Source organism: Microbacterium sp. IO18 (genome assembly GCF_049099505.1).
In the GTDB taxonomy this organism is placed as follows: Bacteria; Actinomycetota; Actinomycetes; order Actinomycetales; family Microbacteriaceae; genus Microbacterium; species Microbacterium aurugineum.
On sequence record NZ_JBMJAF010000001.1, the window covers coordinates 1,366,659 to 1,382,576 of the forward strand.

At 67.7% G+C, this 15,918-nt stretch carries 16 protein-coding genes; 4 read left to right on the forward strand and 12 right to left on the reverse strand.

The genetic code is table 11. The annotated features are described in order from the left end of the window. Nucleotides 1–15: 15 nt before the first annotated feature. The 9 genes from ACLF6J_RS06530 to guaB form a co-directional block, all read right to left on the reverse strand. Nucleotides 16–1,821, reverse strand: a complete 1,806-nt coding sequence (locus ACLF6J_RS06530; RefSeq protein ID WP_134353154.1) for a sensor histidine kinase — start codon at nt 1,819–1,821, stop codon at nt 16–18. Then, nucleotides 1,818–2,165 (reverse strand): response regulator, encoded by a 348-nt coding sequence (locus tag ACLF6J_RS06535; protein WP_047524175.1) that lies wholly within the window; start codon nt 2,163–2,165, stop codon nt 1,818–1,820. Before ACLF6J_RS06535 ends, ACLF6J_RS06530 begins: the two co-directional genes overlap by 4 nt. Continuing rightward, complete coding sequence (locus ACLF6J_RS06540) at nt 2,162–2,305, reverse strand: hypothetical protein (RefSeq protein ID WP_165875444.1); 144 nt, start codon at nt 2,303–2,305, stop codon at nt 2,162–2,164. The genes ACLF6J_RS06535 and ACLF6J_RS06540 overlap by 4 nt, the downstream gene beginning before the upstream one ends. Next, entirely contained in the window at nt 2,302–3,789 is a 1,488-nt protein-coding gene (locus tag ACLF6J_RS06545) for a glycosyltransferase family 2 protein (protein ID WP_134353153.1), read from the reverse strand. The genes ACLF6J_RS06540 and ACLF6J_RS06545 overlap by 4 nt, the downstream gene beginning before the upstream one ends. Next, the gene (locus ACLF6J_RS06550; RefSeq protein WP_134353152.1) at nt 3,786–4,502 is read right to left on the reverse strand and encodes a PHP domain-containing protein; all 717 of its coding nucleotides are present in this window, start codon (nt 4,500–4,502) and stop codon (nt 3,786–3,788) included. Before ACLF6J_RS06550 ends, ACLF6J_RS06545 begins: the two co-directional genes overlap by 4 nt. Then, entirely contained in the window at nt 4,499–5,488 is a 990-nt protein-coding gene (locus tag ACLF6J_RS06555; protein WP_134353151.1) for an ATP-grasp domain-containing protein, read from the reverse strand. The genes ACLF6J_RS06550 and ACLF6J_RS06555 overlap by 4 nt, the downstream gene beginning before the upstream one ends. After that, on the reverse strand, nt 5,488–6,531 hold the full coding sequence (locus ACLF6J_RS06560) for a response regulator (RefSeq protein WP_131492552.1): 1,044 nt from the start codon (nt 6,529–6,531) through the stop codon (nt 5,488–5,490). The genes ACLF6J_RS06555 and ACLF6J_RS06560 overlap by 1 nt, the downstream gene beginning before the upstream one ends. A gap of 143 nt (nt 6,532–6,674) precedes the next feature. Then, complete coding sequence (locus ACLF6J_RS06565; protein ID WP_134353150.1) at nt 6,675–6,989, reverse strand: DUF2277 domain-containing protein; 315 nt, start codon at nt 6,987–6,989, stop codon at nt 6,675–6,677. A 150-nt stretch (nt 6,990–7,139) separates the two neighbouring features. Next, nucleotides 7,140–8,642, reverse strand: a complete 1,503-nt coding sequence (gene guaB / locus ACLF6J_RS06570; RefSeq protein WP_047524169.1) for an IMP dehydrogenase — start codon at nt 8,640–8,642, stop codon at nt 7,140–7,142. A 319-nt stretch (nt 8,643–8,961) separates the two neighbouring features. On the opposite strand from guaB, the gene ACLF6J_RS06575 reads away from it, so the two are divergent. Genes ACLF6J_RS06575 through ACLF6J_RS06590 form a run of 4 tightly spaced genes read left to right on the forward strand, consistent with a single transcriptional unit; the run spans nt 8,962 to nt 12,978 of the window. Continuing rightward, complete coding sequence (locus ACLF6J_RS06575; RefSeq protein ID WP_134353964.1) at nt 8,962–10,248, forward strand: branched-chain amino acid ABC transporter permease; 1,287 nt, start codon at nt 8,962–8,964, stop codon at nt 10,246–10,248. Nucleotides 10,249–10,251: 3 nt separating this feature from the next. Then, complete coding sequence (locus ACLF6J_RS06580) at nt 10,252–11,229, forward strand: branched-chain amino acid ABC transporter permease (protein ID WP_131492557.1); 978 nt, start codon at nt 10,252–10,254, stop codon at nt 11,227–11,229. Then, nucleotides 11,219–12,214: an ABC transporter ATP-binding protein gene (locus tag ACLF6J_RS06585; protein ID WP_052193800.1), complete on the forward strand. Its 996-nt coding sequence runs from the start codon at nt 11,219–11,221 to the stop codon at nt 12,212–12,214. Before ACLF6J_RS06580 ends, ACLF6J_RS06585 begins: the two co-directional genes overlap by 11 nt. Further along, nucleotides 12,211–12,978 (forward strand): ABC transporter ATP-binding protein, encoded by a 768-nt coding sequence (locus ACLF6J_RS06590; protein WP_047524167.1) that lies wholly within the window; start codon nt 12,211–12,213, stop codon nt 12,976–12,978. The genes ACLF6J_RS06585 and ACLF6J_RS06590 overlap by 4 nt, the downstream gene beginning before the upstream one ends. A gap of 121 nt (nt 12,979–13,099) precedes the next feature. Here ACLF6J_RS06590 and ACLF6J_RS06595 read toward each other — a convergent pair whose 3' ends face one another. The 3 genes from ACLF6J_RS06595 to groES all read right to left on the reverse strand — a co-directional run bounded on the left by ACLF6J_RS06595 (nt 13,100) and on the right by groES (nt 15,837). After that, the gene (locus ACLF6J_RS06595) at nt 13,100–14,353 is read right to left on the reverse strand and encodes an ABC transporter substrate-binding protein (RefSeq protein ID WP_047524166.1); all 1,254 of its coding nucleotides are present in this window, start codon (nt 14,351–14,353) and stop codon (nt 13,100–13,102) included. Nucleotides 14,354–14,497: 144 nt separating this feature from the next. After that, on the reverse strand, nt 14,498–15,430 hold the full coding sequence (gene rarD, locus ACLF6J_RS06600) for an EamA family transporter RarD (protein WP_134353149.1): 933 nt from the start codon (nt 15,428–15,430) through the stop codon (nt 14,498–14,500). A gap of 110 nt (nt 15,431–15,540) precedes the next feature. After that, nucleotides 15,541–15,837: a co-chaperone GroES gene (groES, locus tag ACLF6J_RS06605; protein ID WP_047524164.1), complete on the reverse strand. Its 297-nt coding sequence runs from the start codon at nt 15,835–15,837 to the stop codon at nt 15,541–15,543. Between the last annotated feature and the right edge of the window lie 81 nt (nt 15,838–15,918).

Genomic DNA, 15,918 nt, shown 5'->3' on the forward strand with positions numbered 1-15,918 from the left:
CCGCGGCCGGCCGCGTCAGTCGACGTGACCCAGGCCCGTGAGCGCTTCAGTGCGAGGGGCGACGGGGAGGACGAACCGGAACTCGGTGCCGACGCCCTCCTGACTCGTGACGTCCATGGTGCCGCCGTGCGCCAGGACGATCGCTCGCGTGATCGTGAGTCCGAGCCCCACCCCCGGTACGGCGTTGCGTGTCGCGGTCGACGCGCGGAAGAAGCGCGTGAACAGCATCCCCTGCTCGTTCTCGGGGATCCCGACCCCGGTGTCCCTCACCGAGAGTTCCACTCCCCCGTCCACCAGGCGCACCCGCGCCGTGACCCGACCACCGCTCGGCGTGAACTTGATGGCGTTGGAGAGGAGGTTGTCGAGCGCCTGGCCGATCCTTCCGGAGTCGACCACGAGGCGGACCGGGTCAGGGCCGACCTCGGCGTCGATCTCGATACCCTCTCGTTGCGCGTGCGGGCCCGCCGACACCACCGCCGAACGGACGAGCTCGGCGACATCGGCCTCCTCGCGATCGAGCGGGAACCGCCCGGATTCCACCTGTGCGGTGAAGAGGAGGTCGCCGACGAGGTTGAGCAGGCGCTGCGCATTGCGCTCGATGATGGACACGAACTCCTGCTGGTCGCCGGTGAGCGGCTGACCGGGATCGTTCTGGAGCAGATCGAGGAATCCGATGATCGCGCTGAGCGGGGTGCGCAGCTCGTGCGAGATCATCCCGACGAACTCGTCCTTCATCCGGGCGACCTCGACCGCCCTGGTCTCGTCGGTGAGCACGAACAGGTAGCCCTGCTGCGCACCGGCGCCGTCCTTGTGGGGGCTCACGGTCACGCGGGCGGGAACGGTCGTGCCGCCCGCGGTCGTCACCTCGATGTCACCGTCGACCGTGAGTCCTGCATCGGCCTGCGCGAACAAGGCCTGGATCCCCGGCGAGAGCTCGTTCTCCCCCGAGCGGCGGTCATCGGACGGCGGCAGGCGGTCGGCGTGCTCCGCCGCCAGCATCGACAGGACGGCGGTGGAGAAGAAGCGATCGACGCGCACATCTTTCAGCGCCTCCCCGGCCGAGAGCCCCAGCAGGCGCTCGGCCCCGGGGTTCCAGGCCGTGACGACACCCGCGCGCGTCGTGACGATCACGGCCTGCGCGGTGATCGACGACCAGACGCTCTCGAACGTATCCAGGAGCTCGCGGTACTGGCGCTCCTTGTCGCGCAGCTGCACGATCATCGCGACGTTCTCCGACAGCGCCTTGGTGCGCTCGGCCACCAGTTCCTCCGCCTGCTCGATGCGCAGACGCTGCTGTCGGGAGAGCTGGTTGATGACCGCCGCCACCGCGGCGAAGACCAGAGGGGCCACGACACCACGGAGCCACTCGGTCGAGGTGTGGGGTGGATCGGTCAGATACGGCATGAGCAGCGCGACGCAGGTGAGGCCTGCGACCACGAAGACCCAGCGGATGCCGGGTGCCGCCGCCAACCAGACCACGGGAAGGAGGATGAGAGCGGAGAAGAGAGCACCGGGGCCTCCCGTGCCGGTGCGAAAGAGGCCGAGACCGACGATGTCGAGGATCGGGATGAGCAGGACGGCCCACCCATCGTGGATCCCCCGTGCGGTGAGCACCGCGGCGAGGACGGTGGCCCCGAGAACCAGAGCGATACCGCCGACCGCCGACGCGGCATGAGTGACCGGCAGGTCCGGCACCCACCAGGTGAGCAGCCCCGCGAGGACGGCTGCGATGACCGTCGGTGCCTGCTTGAGCAACGGGCTCGGGTCGTCGAAGATCCGATACCACCGGTTCTCGGCCCGGTCGAGCGGCGTGGCCCTCATCGCTCGACCCGCCCCACGATGGCGTGCAGGTCGGCCCCGGTGATGGGCTTCGGCAGGGCGGCATCCGCCGGCGGGTAGTCGGCCGCGTCGAGCACCGAGCTGATCACGAGGAAGCAGCGAGGGAACCGGTCCTGTACCAGACGCGCGCACTCCTGCCCCGAGATCCCGGGCAGAAGCAGGTCGAGCACCGCCAGGACCGGATCGATCTCATCGAAGGCGGCGATCGCCGACTCGGCGTCGCGGGCGATGAACACGTCGAAGCCCTCGCGATCGAGATAGCGGCGCAGCAGCGCCGCCTGATCGGGGGCGTCTTCCACGACCAGGGCCAACGGCCTCCCGGTCATCGAAGGAACAGCTCTCGCACGATGACGACGGCGACGACGACGACGAGAGCGATGATCGCCTGCGGGATCAGTCGCCGCTCGCGGCGCGCATCCTCGGCGATCTCCTCCGCTTCGGTGTCGTGTGACGGTGCTGCGGTCATGAGTCCACACGTCCGATCTTCTCGGTCTTGATCCAGGAGGCGTCGGCGCGACGCCATTCTTTGATGTACGAATCCACCGTGATGGCGCAGAGCAGGGACCCGTAGCCGCAGATGTACAGGAGCAGGCCGGCGAAGAAGCGGCCGGCAGGGAGCGGTTCCACCGCGCGAGCGAGCCAGATCCCCAGCATCGAGATCGGACCCCACAGATAGAAGATCACCGCCCAGGTGAACAACGTCTGCTCGGTGGCGCGCTGGCCGAGCGCCTGCAGAAGCGCCTGGAACAGCCACGGGAAGAGGGCGATGGCCATGAGGAGGAGCGCCCCGAGCCCGGGGAACATGATCGCCTCACGCCAGGAATGCCTTCCCGTTCGCGGGTCGAGCTGCACGGAGAAGAGTATCGAGAAGAGATAGATGCAGGCCGCCGAGATCCACATGAAGCGGAACACGAACTCGGCGATGTCGCTGTGCAGGACCAGCAGCGCGAGCATTCCCGCCGCGGCGAGGAGCATGAACGCCGGCAGCAGCAGGATAGTGAACCAGGCCAGACCGAATGAGAAGCTCCCCAGGCGATGGGTGGGGCTCGGACGGAACCACAGCTTCCGGTAGATCGATGTCAGCTGCACGTTGCCCCGCGCCCAGCGCAGGCGCTGCTTCCACAGGCTGTCGATCGTCCGCGGCTCTTCGGCCAGCACGACGGCGTGCGGCTCGAAGACCATGCGCCGCCCCTTGAGCTGACCTTCGAACGTGGTCATGGTGTCTTCTGCGAGGGTCCCCGTCGGGATGCGTCCGCCGATCGCCTCGAGGTTCGCGCGGGAATGCAGCTGCGCCCCGCCGGCGAGGCACGCGATCGCGCCGCCGACGTTCTGCACCCGGCGCGCGGAGAGCTGCCCGATCACGTACTCGATCGCGATGAAGCGCGTGAGGTAGTTGCGGTCGCGACTGCCCTCGGCGATGTAGGCGGTCGCGGCACCGACTTCGTCGTCGGCGAGATGCCGGCTGAGCTTGCGGAGGGAGTCGCGTGCGAAGATGACGTCCGCATCCATGATGAGCACGGCTTCGGTCCACTCGTCCGCGAGCGCGATCTCGAGTCCGTGGTTGAGCGTGTGGGCCTTGCCTTCGCCGCCCTTCTCGCGCCGCAGGTGCACGACGCGTCCAGGATGTGCTGCCGCCTTCGCGGCGACGATGGTGGGTGTGTCGTCCGTGGACGCATCGTCGACGACGAAGATCCTCAGTCGCTCGCCGGGGTACTCCAGCTGGAGCAGCCGTTCGATGGCGGGGCCGATGACGAGCCCCTCGTTCCACGCCGGGATGATGACCGCGACGTTCGGGTGATACGGGGCCGCCTTGCCGTAATGGTTGCGGAACGCGTGCAGCGGCAGCACGAGGAACTGCAACCCCGTGTTGACGACGGGCAGCGTGCCGACCAGCACGCAGAGCAGGAGAACGACGACGAGCACCGTCTGGAGCCAGGTCAGATCCGTCATGAGGAGGCCTCGATCGCGTCGAGCAGCGGGATCACGCGGGAGTATCGGCCGACATCCGCCGCTTCATGACTGTCCGTGGAGGCGACGAGCTCTCCACCCGCCCGGCGCAGGGCCGACAGCGCTTCAGGCCCGGGGCACGCCCATTTCTCGTTGACCTCCACCCGTGTCCCGGTCTCGACGGCGGCACGTGCCCAGGCCTGCGTCCGCTCCGCCCCGAGATCCTGCTCGGACAGCCCGATCTTGGGCAGGAGGGAGAAGCAGTGGGCGAGTTGGTTTCCCGGGTACCGGCGCATCGCGGCGATCAGGGCGTTCACGAGCTGGTCGAGCACGTCGTCCACCGCCCACCCTGCGGCGATCCGCTCGCGCACGACGGGCGGGCCGAGCGGACCGTCGACACCGGGGTACTGATGGTCGGCGATCAGGATCCGGTCGATGCCGTCCGGCAGAGCCGGGATGTCGAGGGACCCGGAGCTGTCGAGGATCTTCGCTTCCACACCGGTGAGCACCACGAGTCCGTCCGGCACCCGGAGAGCGCGCACGGCGGAGAGGTACTCGGGCACCCAGGTGGTGCTCTCACGCACATGGTCGACCAGCCGCACCGTGCTCAGGCCCGCCGCCGCCGCGGCCTCGACATTCTCGGAGAGCGTCGAGATGGCGTCGTCGGAGAAGGTCGAATGGACGTGGTGATCGCCGCGAAGCAGGGGGTGGCTCACAGCTCCTCCTGGTGCCCCGCGTGGTCGGAGACCAGCACGTCCTCGACCTCGACGATCACGTCTTCCAGGAAGCGCACCGAAGCGACCTCTCGGAACGGGATGCTCACCGGCAGCTCACGCCCCAGGAACAGATCCGCGACGAGCGATGGAATGTCGACCCCGGCCGCGATCGTGAGCGGCAGAGCCCCCGGAAAGCGCGGGTTGACCTCGAGCAGCACGGCACGGCCGGTGCGGTCACGACGCAGCTGCACGTTCGCGACGCCCACGAGTCCGATGGCCCGCGCGATCGATGCGGCGGTCTCCTCGAGTTCGGGGTCACGCACGGTGCGTCCGGCGATCGCGACCCCCGAGTCGACCCTGGCACGGGTGCGCGGCACGGCGGCGACCACGGCACCCGCAGCATCGGCGATGACGTCGACCGAGTACTCCTCCCCCGGGAGGAAGTCCTGCACGATCAGGTCTTCGTCCGTGGGCAGCGCCTCGAGGGCGGCACGATCCGGCACGAGTCGGACGCCACGGCTTCCCGCACCCTGGCGAGGCTTGGCGAAGACCGGGAACTCCCAGTCGACGGCCTCCGCCTCGGGGCCGGCGAGGACCGTGCGGGGCGTGCGACCGGTCGGGGCGCATCGCTCGGCGAGGGCGAGCTTGTCGAGCGCGGTGTTCAACGTGTCCGCCGAGGGCGCGGCCAGGACCGCGGGGGCCAGCTCGTCCCGTCGTCCGGCGAGGGCGATGAGCTCGACATCGACCGTGGAGATCACGAGGTCGAGGGCGTCGGCTTCGACCATCCGCGCGATGGCCGGCACGAAGTCCACGTCCCGCCCCGGTGGCACCAGACGACGCTGCGCCGGGGGCACCAGATAGATGCCGCTCGCCCACCCGTCCATGTCGGCGGCGAACACGGTCAGATCGGCTCGGCGGAGGAGGGAGCGGATCACGGCCACGCCCGCCGGGCCTCCCGCGCCGGTCACCAGTACGCGCGTCGTCATCAGCTCTCCCGTCGGCTGAGTTCGTGGGCACCGATGAACTCCGCCGTCTCACGCACGACCTCGAGGGGTTCGACGGCTGTCCCACCCCCGAACCGCGACCAGTATCGTGCGGTCGCCGTGACGAACTCGGGTGCGAGGTACTCCCGGCTCGCGGTCTGCGAGTGGAAGCTCTCCAGGAGCCGGAGCTTCTCGTCCAGGTACTGGTCGATCCGCACGAACCGCGTGGGGCGGAAGTCGATCGTCGACGACGGGCTCTGATAGCAGGCGACCGTGCCGACGCGCCGGGTGGCCACGATCGTGGCCTCACTCACGGCCCGGTGATCCTGGTGTCTGTCGTGACCCGAATGCGTGTAGACGATGGTGGGGCGGATCTCCTGCACCACCTCTTCGATGAGGCGCACGGTCGATCCGCCGCCGGGGATCTCGGTGTCGACGAGGTCCTTGAGGAAGAGCCGGGCGCCGAGCAACTCGGCCGCGGCCAGCGACTCGTCCTGTCGGCTGTCGGCGTCACCGCCCCTGGCACCGCGGGAGAGGGTGAGGATCGTGATCTCGTCGCCCGCCCTGGCGTGGGCCGCGAGAAGTCCGCCGACGCCGATCTCCACGTCATCGGGGTGCGCGCCGATCGCGAGCACCCGTTCCGGTTGGCGGGCCCCCTCCCGGCGCCGACGCCCCTCCTCGATCAGCCGGGTGACGGACTCGACGAGTTTGGCGTTGTCGAGCGGTTTCGTGAGGAACTCGTCCGCCTGCGCACGCAGCGCGGAGACCGCGTACTCGACGGAGACGTGGGCCGTCATCACCAGCACGGGCACGGTCGGAACCGTTCGACGCAGCTCGGCCAGCAACTCCAGGCCGCTCAGCCCCGGCATCTCGATGTCGGTCACGACGACGTCGGGGCGCTGCGCCCCGACGCGCTCGACGGCGACCTGACCGTCTTCCGCGACATCGACGATGCAGCCCGCCCGCCGCTCGAGCACGGTCTTGACGAGCAGGGCGACGTCCGGATCGTCATCGACGACGAGAACGCGAGGAGAATCCTCAGGCATGGATACAGCTCTCCTTGGGGAGGTTCCCTGACCGATGGGGATCGGCCTGCGATCTCGGTGCCTTCATCACCGGAACCGCCGGGAAAGTCGAGCGGGGTATGTCGATTCTGGCATACACGGCCGTCTTCCCCGCGACTTCGTTCTCACGAGGTCGCACGTGCCGCGCGCTTCTCCTGCTGATACACCCGGATCGCCTCGTAGCGCTCTGCGGACCGAGCCCGACGCTTGGCCGCCTCCTCGTCGCGGTTCTTCGGGGGCGCCGTCGTGACGAGCTCGTCCAGGAGCACCCGGGTCGCCTGAGCGATCTCGGCGACAGCGCGATCGAACACGGCTCGATTGGCACGGGACGGTGCCGTCGTCCCGGCGATCTTGCGCACGAACTGCAGGGCTGCGTCGTGGCACTCGTCGTCGGTCGCGGCAGGCTCGAGGTTGTTGAGCGGGACGATGTTTCGGCACATACCCGCACGCTACGCCTGGGGCCGCGTGGGCGGAAGAGTCCGTGCGACCGTGCCGCGTCCGGAGGGGATGGTGCGGGCGCCGACCGCGGGTAAACCACGACGAGGAGGGACCGGATACCGCGGTATCCGGTCCCTCCTCGTCTGCAGGGGTTACTTCTTGTAGTTCGGCGCTTCGACCACGATCTGCACGTCGTGCGGGTGCGACTCCTTGAGCCCCGCCGAGGTGATGCGGACGAACTTGCCCCGCGTCTTGAGCTCTTCGATGGTGCGCGCGCCGACGTAGAACATCGACTGCCGGAGGCCTCCGACCAGCTGATAGGCCACGGCGGCGAGCGGCCCGCGATACGGGACCTGCCCTTCGATGCCCTCCGGGATCAGCTTGTCGTCGCTCGGGACGTCGGCCTGGAAGTAGCGGTCCTTGGAGTACGAGGTCTGCTTGCCGCGCGTCTGCATCGCACCCAGCGAGCCCATGCCGCGATACTGCTTGAACTGCTTGCCCGATTGGAAGACGATCTCGCCGGGCGACTCGTCGGTGCCGGCCAGGAGCGAACCGAGCATCACCGCATCGGCGCCGGCGACGAGGGCCTTCGCGATGTCGCCCGAGTACTGCAGACCACCGTCGGCGATCACCGGGACACCGGCGGGACGAGCGGCGAGCGACGCCTCGTAGACGGCCGTGACCTGGGGCACGCCCACGCCCGCGACGACGCGCGTGGTGCAGATGGATCCGGGTCCGACGCCGACCTTCACCGCGTCGACGCCGGCGTCGACCAGAGCCTGCGCGCCCTCCCGGGTCGCCACGTTCCCGCCGATGACGTCGATGTGCTCGAACGATGCGTCGGCCTTCAGGCGGCGGACGAGGTCGATCACGCCCTGGGACTGTCCGTTGGCGGTATCGACGACCAGCACGTCGACCCCCGCGTCACGCAGCGCCTCCGCGCGCTCCCATGCGTCTCCGAAGAAGCCGATGGCCGCACCGACGCGGAGTCGCCCCTGGTCGTCCTTGGTCGCGAGCGGGTACTTCTCGCTCTTGTCGAAGTCCTTGATGGTGATCAGTCCTGCGAGCTTGCCGTCGCCGTCGATCAGCGGCAGCTTCTCGACACGGTGCTTGGCGAACAGGGCGATGACCTCGCCGGCGGCGACGCCGACCGGAGCGGTCACGAGGTTCTCCCGCGTCATGACGTCTTTGACGAAGGTGCTCTGACGCTCGAAGCCGGAGACGAAGCGCATGTCGCGGTTGGTGATGATGCCGACGAGCTTGCCCTCGTCGTCCACGACGGGGAGACCCGAGATGCGGTACTTCGCGCACAGGTTGTCGACCTCTTCGACCGTGGCGTCCTGCGTGGTCGTGATGGGATCGGTGATCATGCCCGACTCGCTGCGCTTGACGCGGTCGACGTGCGCGGCCTGATCCGCGATGGAGAGGTTGCGGTGGAGGATGCCGATGCCGCCCTCACGCGCCATCGCGATCGCCATGCGCGACTCCGTCACGGTGTCCATCGCGCTCGACAGCAGCGGGGTGGCGACCGAGATGCGTCGCGTGATCCGCGACGAGGTGTCCGCCTCGCTGGGGATCACGTCGGTGTGCCCGGGCAGGAGCAGCACGTCATCGTACGTCAGTCCGACGAAGCCGAAGGGATCGTGCTGTTCCATGGAGTCTCCTTCTGCGCGTGTCGCGCATGTCCGAGTGCGAGGGGGTGGTCGACGTCGGCCGTTCGCGGGGCAGCGGCCCGTATGAAGATTCTAAGCGAGACACGCCCGAGAACATTCCCAGATCCCCGTCGTTACCGGACCGTTGGCCCCGACGGTAGGTGATTCGCCGATCGCGCATTACGCTCAAGTGCGTCGTCCATCCCCGCGGTCGAACCCGACACCGCGGAGACACAGCACTCAAAGTGGAGGTTGCGTGGGACCCACAACAATCGCCGTGCATCGAAAGCGCCCCTGGCTGGTCGCCTTCCTCGGTATCCTCATGGCGCTCAGCGCCGTCTTGCTCCTGCCCCCTTCATCGGCCTCGGCCGAGACGACGGACGACGGACAGGAGATCACCGACTTCTACTTCGCCGGCGTCGTCACCAACGCGGACGAGCCCGTCGAAGGCGTCGTCATGTCCATCGAGGGCAACGGCTTCGAGGCCGAGACCGAGACCGACGACGAGGGCAAGTGGCGCCTGTACGTGCCCGAGAAGGAGACGTACACCCTGACGGTCGACGAATCCACGCTTCCGGACGGAGTGATCGTCGACGCGACCCAGCTCCCCGAAGGCATCCAGCCCGTGTCGGGGACGACGGCCTCGTTCGAGCTCGAATTCGGCCTCACCGGGACCAAGATCGTCAACTTCTTCCTCGGTGCCGGCGAACGGGTGACGGTCTCCTTCCTCGATCAGCTCCTCTCGCGCATGGTGGGCGGACTGAACTTCGGTCTCCTGCTCGGCCTCGCCTCGATGGGCGCCGCGCTGATCTACGGGACCACCCGCCTGTCGAACTTCGCCCACGGTGAGATGGTCACGTGGGGCGCGGTGGTCATGCTGCTCTTCACCACGTTCTGGAACCTTCCGCCCTGGCTCGGCATCCTCGCCGCGGTCGTGGGCGGTGCGGCACTCGGCTGGGCCCTGGATGCGGGGATCTGGAAGCCTCTGCGCCGCCGAGGCCTGGGTGTCGTCCAACTGATGATCGTGAGCATCGGCCTCTCCCTCGCCCTGCGCTACGGCATGCAGTACATGATCGGCGGGAGCACCTACCAGCTGCCGGGCGCGAGTCCCGAGCCGATCAAGCTCGGGCCCATCTCGCTCTCCTACATCGACATGATCGCGATGGCGACGAGCATCATCGTGATCCTCGGCGTGGCCTTCTTCCTCACCAGGACCCGCACCGGAAAGGCGACCCGAGCGATCTCGGACAACCCGCAGCTGGCCGCCGCATCGGGCATCGACGTCGACAAGGTGATCCGCACGGTGTGGATCCTGGCCGGCACGCTCGCGGCGATCTCCGGCATCCTGTGGGCGTACTTCCGCCCCGGGGTCAAGTGGGACATGGGCATGCAGATGCTGCTGCTGATGTTCTGTGCGATCACGCTCGGCGGTCTCGGCTCCGCGATCGGCGCCCTGATCGGCTCGATCATCGTCGGCCTCGCGGTCGAGGTGTCGACCTTGTTCGGCGTACCGACAGACCTCAAGTACGCGACAGCACTGGTCGCACTGATCGTGATCCTGCTGGTGCGACCGCAGGGCATCCTCGGGCGCAAGGAAAGGTTGGGCTGACGCATGGACTTCGGCAGTATTTTCGGCAACACCGCCTCCTATCTCTTCAGCCCGACGACGATCGCCTACGCGCTCGCGGCAACGGGCCTCGCCGTGCACTTCGGATACACCGGACTGCTCAACTTCGGCATGGCGGCCTTCATGGCCATCGGCGCCTACGGCTATGCGATCTCGATCCTGACGTTCGGCTTCCCCTGGTGGGCGGCGCTTCTGGTCGGCCTGCTCGGCGGGGCGGTGTTCGCTCTCGTGCTCGGTATCCCCACCCTCCGTCTGCGCGCCGACTATCTGGCCATCGCGACCATCGCGACCGCCGAGGTGGTGCGCCTGTTGTTCGTGACCGAGCTGTTCAAGGACTGGACGAACTCGGCGGGCGGACTCTCGGGCTATCACCAGAGCTTCCGCGATGCGAACCCGTTCCCTCCCGGCACCTACGGCTTCGGACCGTGGACCTACAACGCGACGGACCTCTGGGTCCGAGTCGTCGGTCTGATCAGCCTCGCGGTGGCGGTGCTCGTGGTGTGGGCGCTCATGCGCAGCCCGTGGGGTCGTGTGCTCAAGGGCATCCGCGAGGATGAGGACGCGGTGCGCTCGCTCGGCAAGAACGTCTTCGCCTACAAGATGCAGGCCCTCGTGGTGGGTGGCGTGATCGGTGCCCTCGGCGGCGTCGTGTTCATCCTGCCGTCCGCGGTGATCCCCGGCAGCTACTCCACGTCGCTGACGTTCTTCCTGTGGACGATCCTCCTCCTCGGAGGTGCGGCGACCGTGCTCGGACCCACACTCGGCGCCGTGCTGTTCTGGGTGGTGTTCGCCTTCCTCGGCGCGCTCCTCCCCGCGATGGCGAACGCCGGCTACCTCCCGATGTCCAGCGCGCAAGCCGACGTCGTGCGGTACATCGTGATCGGTGTCGTGCTGATGCTGATCGTCATTTTCCGCCCCCAGGGCATCCTCGGAAACAAGAGGGAGATGACCTTTGTCAAGTAACGACGACGCGGCGGTCACGCCCGCGAAGACCACACCCCGCGCCAAGACCGGCGGTCTCGCCGCCGGTCCCGCAGCCCCCGGGGTCAAGAAGGTCGACCCGATCCTCATCGCCGATGCCGTGGAGCGCCGCTTCGGCGGCCTCACCGCGGTCGACGTCGATCACCTGGAGATCCCTCGCGGGGCGATCACCGCCCTGATCGGTCCGAACGGTGCCGGGAAGACGACCCTGTTCAACCTGCTGTGCGGCTTCGACAAGCCGAACGCCGGCACCTGGTCGTTCGACGGCAAGAACCTCTCGGGCATCCCCTCCTTCAAGGTGGCGAGGATGGGACAGGTGCGCACGTTCCAGCTGACCAAGTCGCTGTCGCTGCTCACCGTGCTCGAGAACATGAAACTCGGCGCGAAGGACCAGCGCGGCGAAGGGTTCTGGGCGGGCTTGTTCCCCTTCCTCTGGCGCACGCAGGACCAGGAGATCGAGGCGCGCGCGCACGAACTCCTCACCCGCTTCAAGCTCGATGCGAAGGAGCAGGACTTCGCGGCATCGCTCTCGGGCGGTCAGCGCAAGCTCCTCGAGATGGCCCGCGCGCTCATGAGCGATCCGACCCTGGTCATGCTCGATGAGCCGATGGCCGGCGTCAATCCCGCCCTCACGCAGTCCTTGCTCGAGCACATCCTCGACCTCAAGGAGCAGGGGATGACCGTGCTGTTCGTCGAGCACGACATGCACATGGTCCGGCACATCGCCGACTGGGTGGTCGTGATGGCCGAGGGGCGGGTCGTGGCCGAGGGGCCGCCCGACCAGGTCATGGAGGACCCCGCCGTCGTGGACGCCTACCTCGGGGCGCACCAGGATCTCGATCTCGGTGCCGTCACCGGTCGCCTCCCCGTGATCTCGGAGGAGGACGCGATCCGCATCCGGGAGAAGATCGAGACCGAGGTCGAGGCCGAAGAAGAGGCCGAGGACATCGAGGAGAAGAAGTCATGACCGACGCCCCCGTCGAACGCAACGAGATCAAGAACGACGACGTCATCGTCGAGCTGACCGATGTGCACGCCGGCTACCTGCCGGGAGTGAACATCCTCAACGGAGCCAACCTTGTGGCCCACAAGGGCGAGTTGATCGGCATCATCGGACCGAACGGCGCCGGCAAGTCGACCCTGCTCAAGGCGATCTTCGGCATGGTCGAGATCCGCTCGGGCGACGTCACGGTGAAGGGCGAGAGCATCGTGGGCCTCAAGGCCGACAAGCTCGTCCGCCGCGGTGTGGCCTTCGTGCCGCAGACGAACAACGTGTTCCCCTCGCTCACGATCCAGGAGAACCTGGAGATGGGGCTCTACCAGAACCCGAAGATCTTCGCCGAGCGCCTCGAGTTCGTGAGCAGCATCTTCGCCGAGCTCGGCAAGCGCCTCAAGCAGCGCGCCGGATCGCTCTCGGGCGGTGAGCGGCAGATGGTCGCGATGTCCCGGGCGCTCATGATGGACCCCTCCGTGCTGCTGCTCGACGAGCCGTCGGCCGGCCTCTCCCCCGTGCGGCAGGACGATGCCTTCATCCGGGTCTCCGACATCAACAAGGCCGGCGTGACGACGATCATGGTGGAGCAGAACGCCCGGCGCTGCCTGCAGATCTGCGACCGCGGCTACGTGCTCGATCAGGGCAAGGACGCCTACGAGGGTTCCGGTCGCGAGCTGTTGAACGATCCGAAGGTCATCGGCCTCTACCTGGGGACGCTCGGGACCGACGCCGCCTGACGTTCCGGTCGCGAAAAGGCTCGGTATCCGCGTGGATACCGAGCCTTTTTGCGACCGGAGCAGGGTGACCGCACAGAAGAAGGCCCCGGATGGCGTGCATCCGGGGCCTTCTTCTGCGCGATTACTTGATGCGCGAGGTGACGTTGTCGGCGTCGAACTCGTAGACGCCGATCGCGGCGCCCTTCGGGTCGTTGTTCTCGTCGAACGTGATCTCGCCCGAGAGGCCGTCGTAGTCCGCCGTGCCGCCGCCGTTTATGATGTCGGCGCACTCCGCGAACGTGGAGCACTTCTCGCCATCGCCGTCGCCACCGGAGACGGTGCGCATCTGCTCCGCCATGTCCGCACCCTCGACCGAGCCGGCGGCCAGAGCCGACAGCGCCATCAGGACCACGGCGTCGTACGCCTCGGCGGAGTACGTCACGGCGTCGATCGGGTCGTTGCCGTCAGCCGTCCAGACCTCGTTCAGCTGGTCGAGGAAGTCCTGCGGCAGCTCGGCGCCGGCGCGGGTGCCCTTCGAGCCCTCGAGGCTGACCGGGATGTCGGTTCCCCAGTCCTTGAGGTTGCCGTCGACGAGGTACAGCGACCCGGTGTCGACCCCGGCGTTGCCGAGGAGCGGCGCGATGGTCGCGAACTGGTCGTACGACACGACGGCCACGGCGTCGGGGTTCGCCGCAGCGATCTCCGAGACCTGCGCGTTGAACTGGCCGTCGCCCTGGTTGTAGGACGCATCCGCGACGACCTCGCCACCGGTGCTCTCGAACGTCGCCTTGATGGCTTCGAAGAGACCGGTGCCGTACGGGTCGTTCTGGTAGATGATGCCGAGCGTCTTGTGACCGTCCTCGGCGATCTCGTTGCCGAGGACCTCGCCCTGGAGGTTGTCGCTCGGCGCCGTGCGGAAGTACAGCGGGTTGATGCCCGTGAAGTCCGGGGACGTGTTCGACGGCGAGACGGTGAGGATGCCCGCACCGGCGTTGCCGTCGAGGATGAGCTTGGTGACGCTCGACGATGCGGCACCGACCATGGCCGTGATGCCGGCGTTCTGCAGGTTGGTGATCGAGGTCTCATACGCCTTGTTGTCGAGGTCGCCCTCGTCGGCGGTGGTGAGGTCGATGGTCACGCCGGCGTCGGCCTCGTTGATCTGGTTGACGGCCAGCTGGACACCGGCCTCCATCGGAGCGCCGAGGAACGCGAGCGAACCGGTCGCGGGCAGGAGCGAGCCGAGCTTGAGCGTCAGATCGACGGCCGGCTTCTCACCACCCTCGCTCGGCTCGGCGTTCGGCGTGCTGCTGCAGCCGGCGACGACGATGGCGGATGCGCTGATCAAAGCGATCCCGGCGAAGACCTTCGCGGTGCGCGAGCCCTTCAGTGCGTTCATGATGCTCCCTTGCGTAACTGAACGTGGATTGTGACCACAGGCGGGTGCTCTAACACTAGGCCGTGATACGCGCGCGCAGGGATCGCAAGTATCTCGGTGCGTTAACGATCCGAGACCGGGTTCGGGCGGAGAAGAGACCCGGGTTCAGACGAGTTCGGTCGCGGCGATCCGACGTCCGCGGCGCCCGGCGAGCAGCAGATCGACGAGGAACACGGCGATGGCGATCCAGACGAGGATGAATCCCGCCCAGCGCTCCGGCGGCATCGGCTCGTGCAGGACGACGGCGCCGATGAGGAACTGCATCACCGGGGTGATGAACTGGATCATGCCGATCACCGTGAGGTTGATCCGCCGGGTTCCCGCGGCGAACAACAGCAGCGGTACCGCCGTCGCGACTCCCGCGAACGCCAGCAGCAGAGCGTGCACCCCTCCGTTCGCGCCCATCGTGATGCCCGCCGGGGTCATCGACACCACGATCAGCTGCGCGACGGCGATCGGGATCAGCCAGAACGACTCGAGGGTGAGCCCGCTGACGGCATCGACCGCCGGACCGATCTTCTTCTTGATGAGTCCGTAGATACCGAAGGATGCGGTCAGCGAGAGCGCGATCCACGGGAAGGCACGGTAGGCCACGATGATCACGACGACGGCGATCGCGGCGATGGCGATCGCGGCCCACTGCAGCCGGCGGATGCGTTCCTTCAAGACGAAGACCCCGAGCAGCACCGTGGTGATCGGATTGATGAAGTAGCCCAGGCTCGTCTCGATCACGTTGTCGCTGAGGGTTCCGATCAGGAACACCTGCCAGTTGACGTAGATCAGGAGCCCGGCGAGCGCCGTCCAGCCGAGCAGCCGGGGCTGCCGGAGGATCGCTCGGAACGCGGCCCACCCGCGGGTGACGGTGAGCAGCAGGAGGCAGAACACGAACGACAGCAGCACCCGCCAGGCGACGACCTCCCACGGCCCGGTCGGCGCGAGCAGGAGGAAGTAGAGCGGAAGCACGCCCCAGAGCAGGTAGGCGGCTCCGGCGTACGCGACCCCCGCGGTCCGGGTGGCGCGGGTCGTCTCAGGGGTCACCGCACAACACTAGCGCCGGGAATGCAGAAGGGGCCCGGATGCCGATGCATCCGGGCCCCTTCGAGGACCTCGACCCTGCCCCGCGGAGGGGCCGGATCAGGTTCCGCAGATCAGCGGACGACGACCGCCAGGACGTCGCGAGCGGACAGGACGAGGAACTCGTCTGCGCCGAACTTCACCTCGGTGCCGCCGTACTTGCTGTAGAGCACGCGGTCGCCGACGGCGACGTCGATCGGAACACGGTTGCCGTTGTCGTCGATACGGCCGGGGCCGACCGCCACGACCTCGCCCTCCTGGGGCTTCTCCTTGGCGGTGTCGGGGATGACCAGGCCACTCGCGGTGGTCTGCTCGGCCTCGACCTGCTTGATGACGATCCGGTCCTCGAGCGGCTTGATGGAAACCGACACGGTCTACCTCTTCTTTCTTGACGCTGACACGAAAGACTTGTTCGCACTCTCAACCCGAGAGTGCTAATGCCAGTGTAGGCG

Bases quoted from the DNA above. Each gene is read 5' to 3' on its own strand.
- guaB (WP_047524169.1), bottom strand. From the start codon at position 8,642: ATGGAACAGCACGATCCCTTCGGCTTCGTCGGACTGACGTACGATGAC.
- ACLF6J_RS06595 (WP_047524166.1), bottom strand. From the start codon at position 14,353: ATGAACGCACTGAAGGGCTCGCGCACCGCGAAGGTCTTCGCCGGGATC.
- ACLF6J_RS06540 (WP_165875444.1), bottom strand. From the start codon at position 2,305: ATGACCGCAGCACCGTCACACGACACCGAAGCGGAGGAGATCGCCGAG.
- ACLF6J_RS06560 (WP_131492552.1), bottom strand. From the start codon at position 6,531: ATGCCTGAGGATTCTCCTCGCGTTCTCGTCGTCGATGACGATCCGGAC.
- ACLF6J_RS06545 (WP_134353153.1), bottom strand. From the start codon at position 3,789: ATGACGGATCTGACCTGGCTCCAGACGGTGCTCGTCGTCGTTCTCCTG.
- ACLF6J_RS06555 (WP_134353151.1), bottom strand. From the start codon at position 5,488: ATGACGACGCGCGTACTGGTGACCGGCGCGGGAGGCCCGGCGGGCGTG.
- ACLF6J_RS06535 (WP_047524175.1), bottom strand. From the start codon at position 2,165: ATGACCGGGAGGCCGTTGGCCCTGGTCGTGGAAGACGCCCCCGATCAG.
- ACLF6J_RS06580 (WP_131492557.1), top strand. From the start codon at position 10,252: ATGGACTTCGGCAGTATTTTCGGCAACACCGCCTCCTATCTCTTCAGC.
- ACLF6J_RS06530 (WP_134353154.1), bottom strand. From the start codon at position 1,821: ATGAGGGCCACGCCGCTCGACCGGGCCGAGAACCGGTGGTATCGGATC.
- ACLF6J_RS06590 (WP_047524167.1), top strand. From the start codon at position 12,211: ATGACCGACGCCCCCGTCGAACGCAACGAGATCAAGAACGACGACGTC.
- ACLF6J_RS06575 (WP_134353964.1), top strand. From the start codon at position 8,962: ATGGCGCTCAGCGCCGTCTTGCTCCTGCCCCCTTCATCGGCCTCGGCC.
- ACLF6J_RS06565 (WP_134353150.1), bottom strand. From the start codon at position 6,989: ATGTGCCGAAACATCGTCCCGCTCAACAACCTCGAGCCTGCCGCGACC.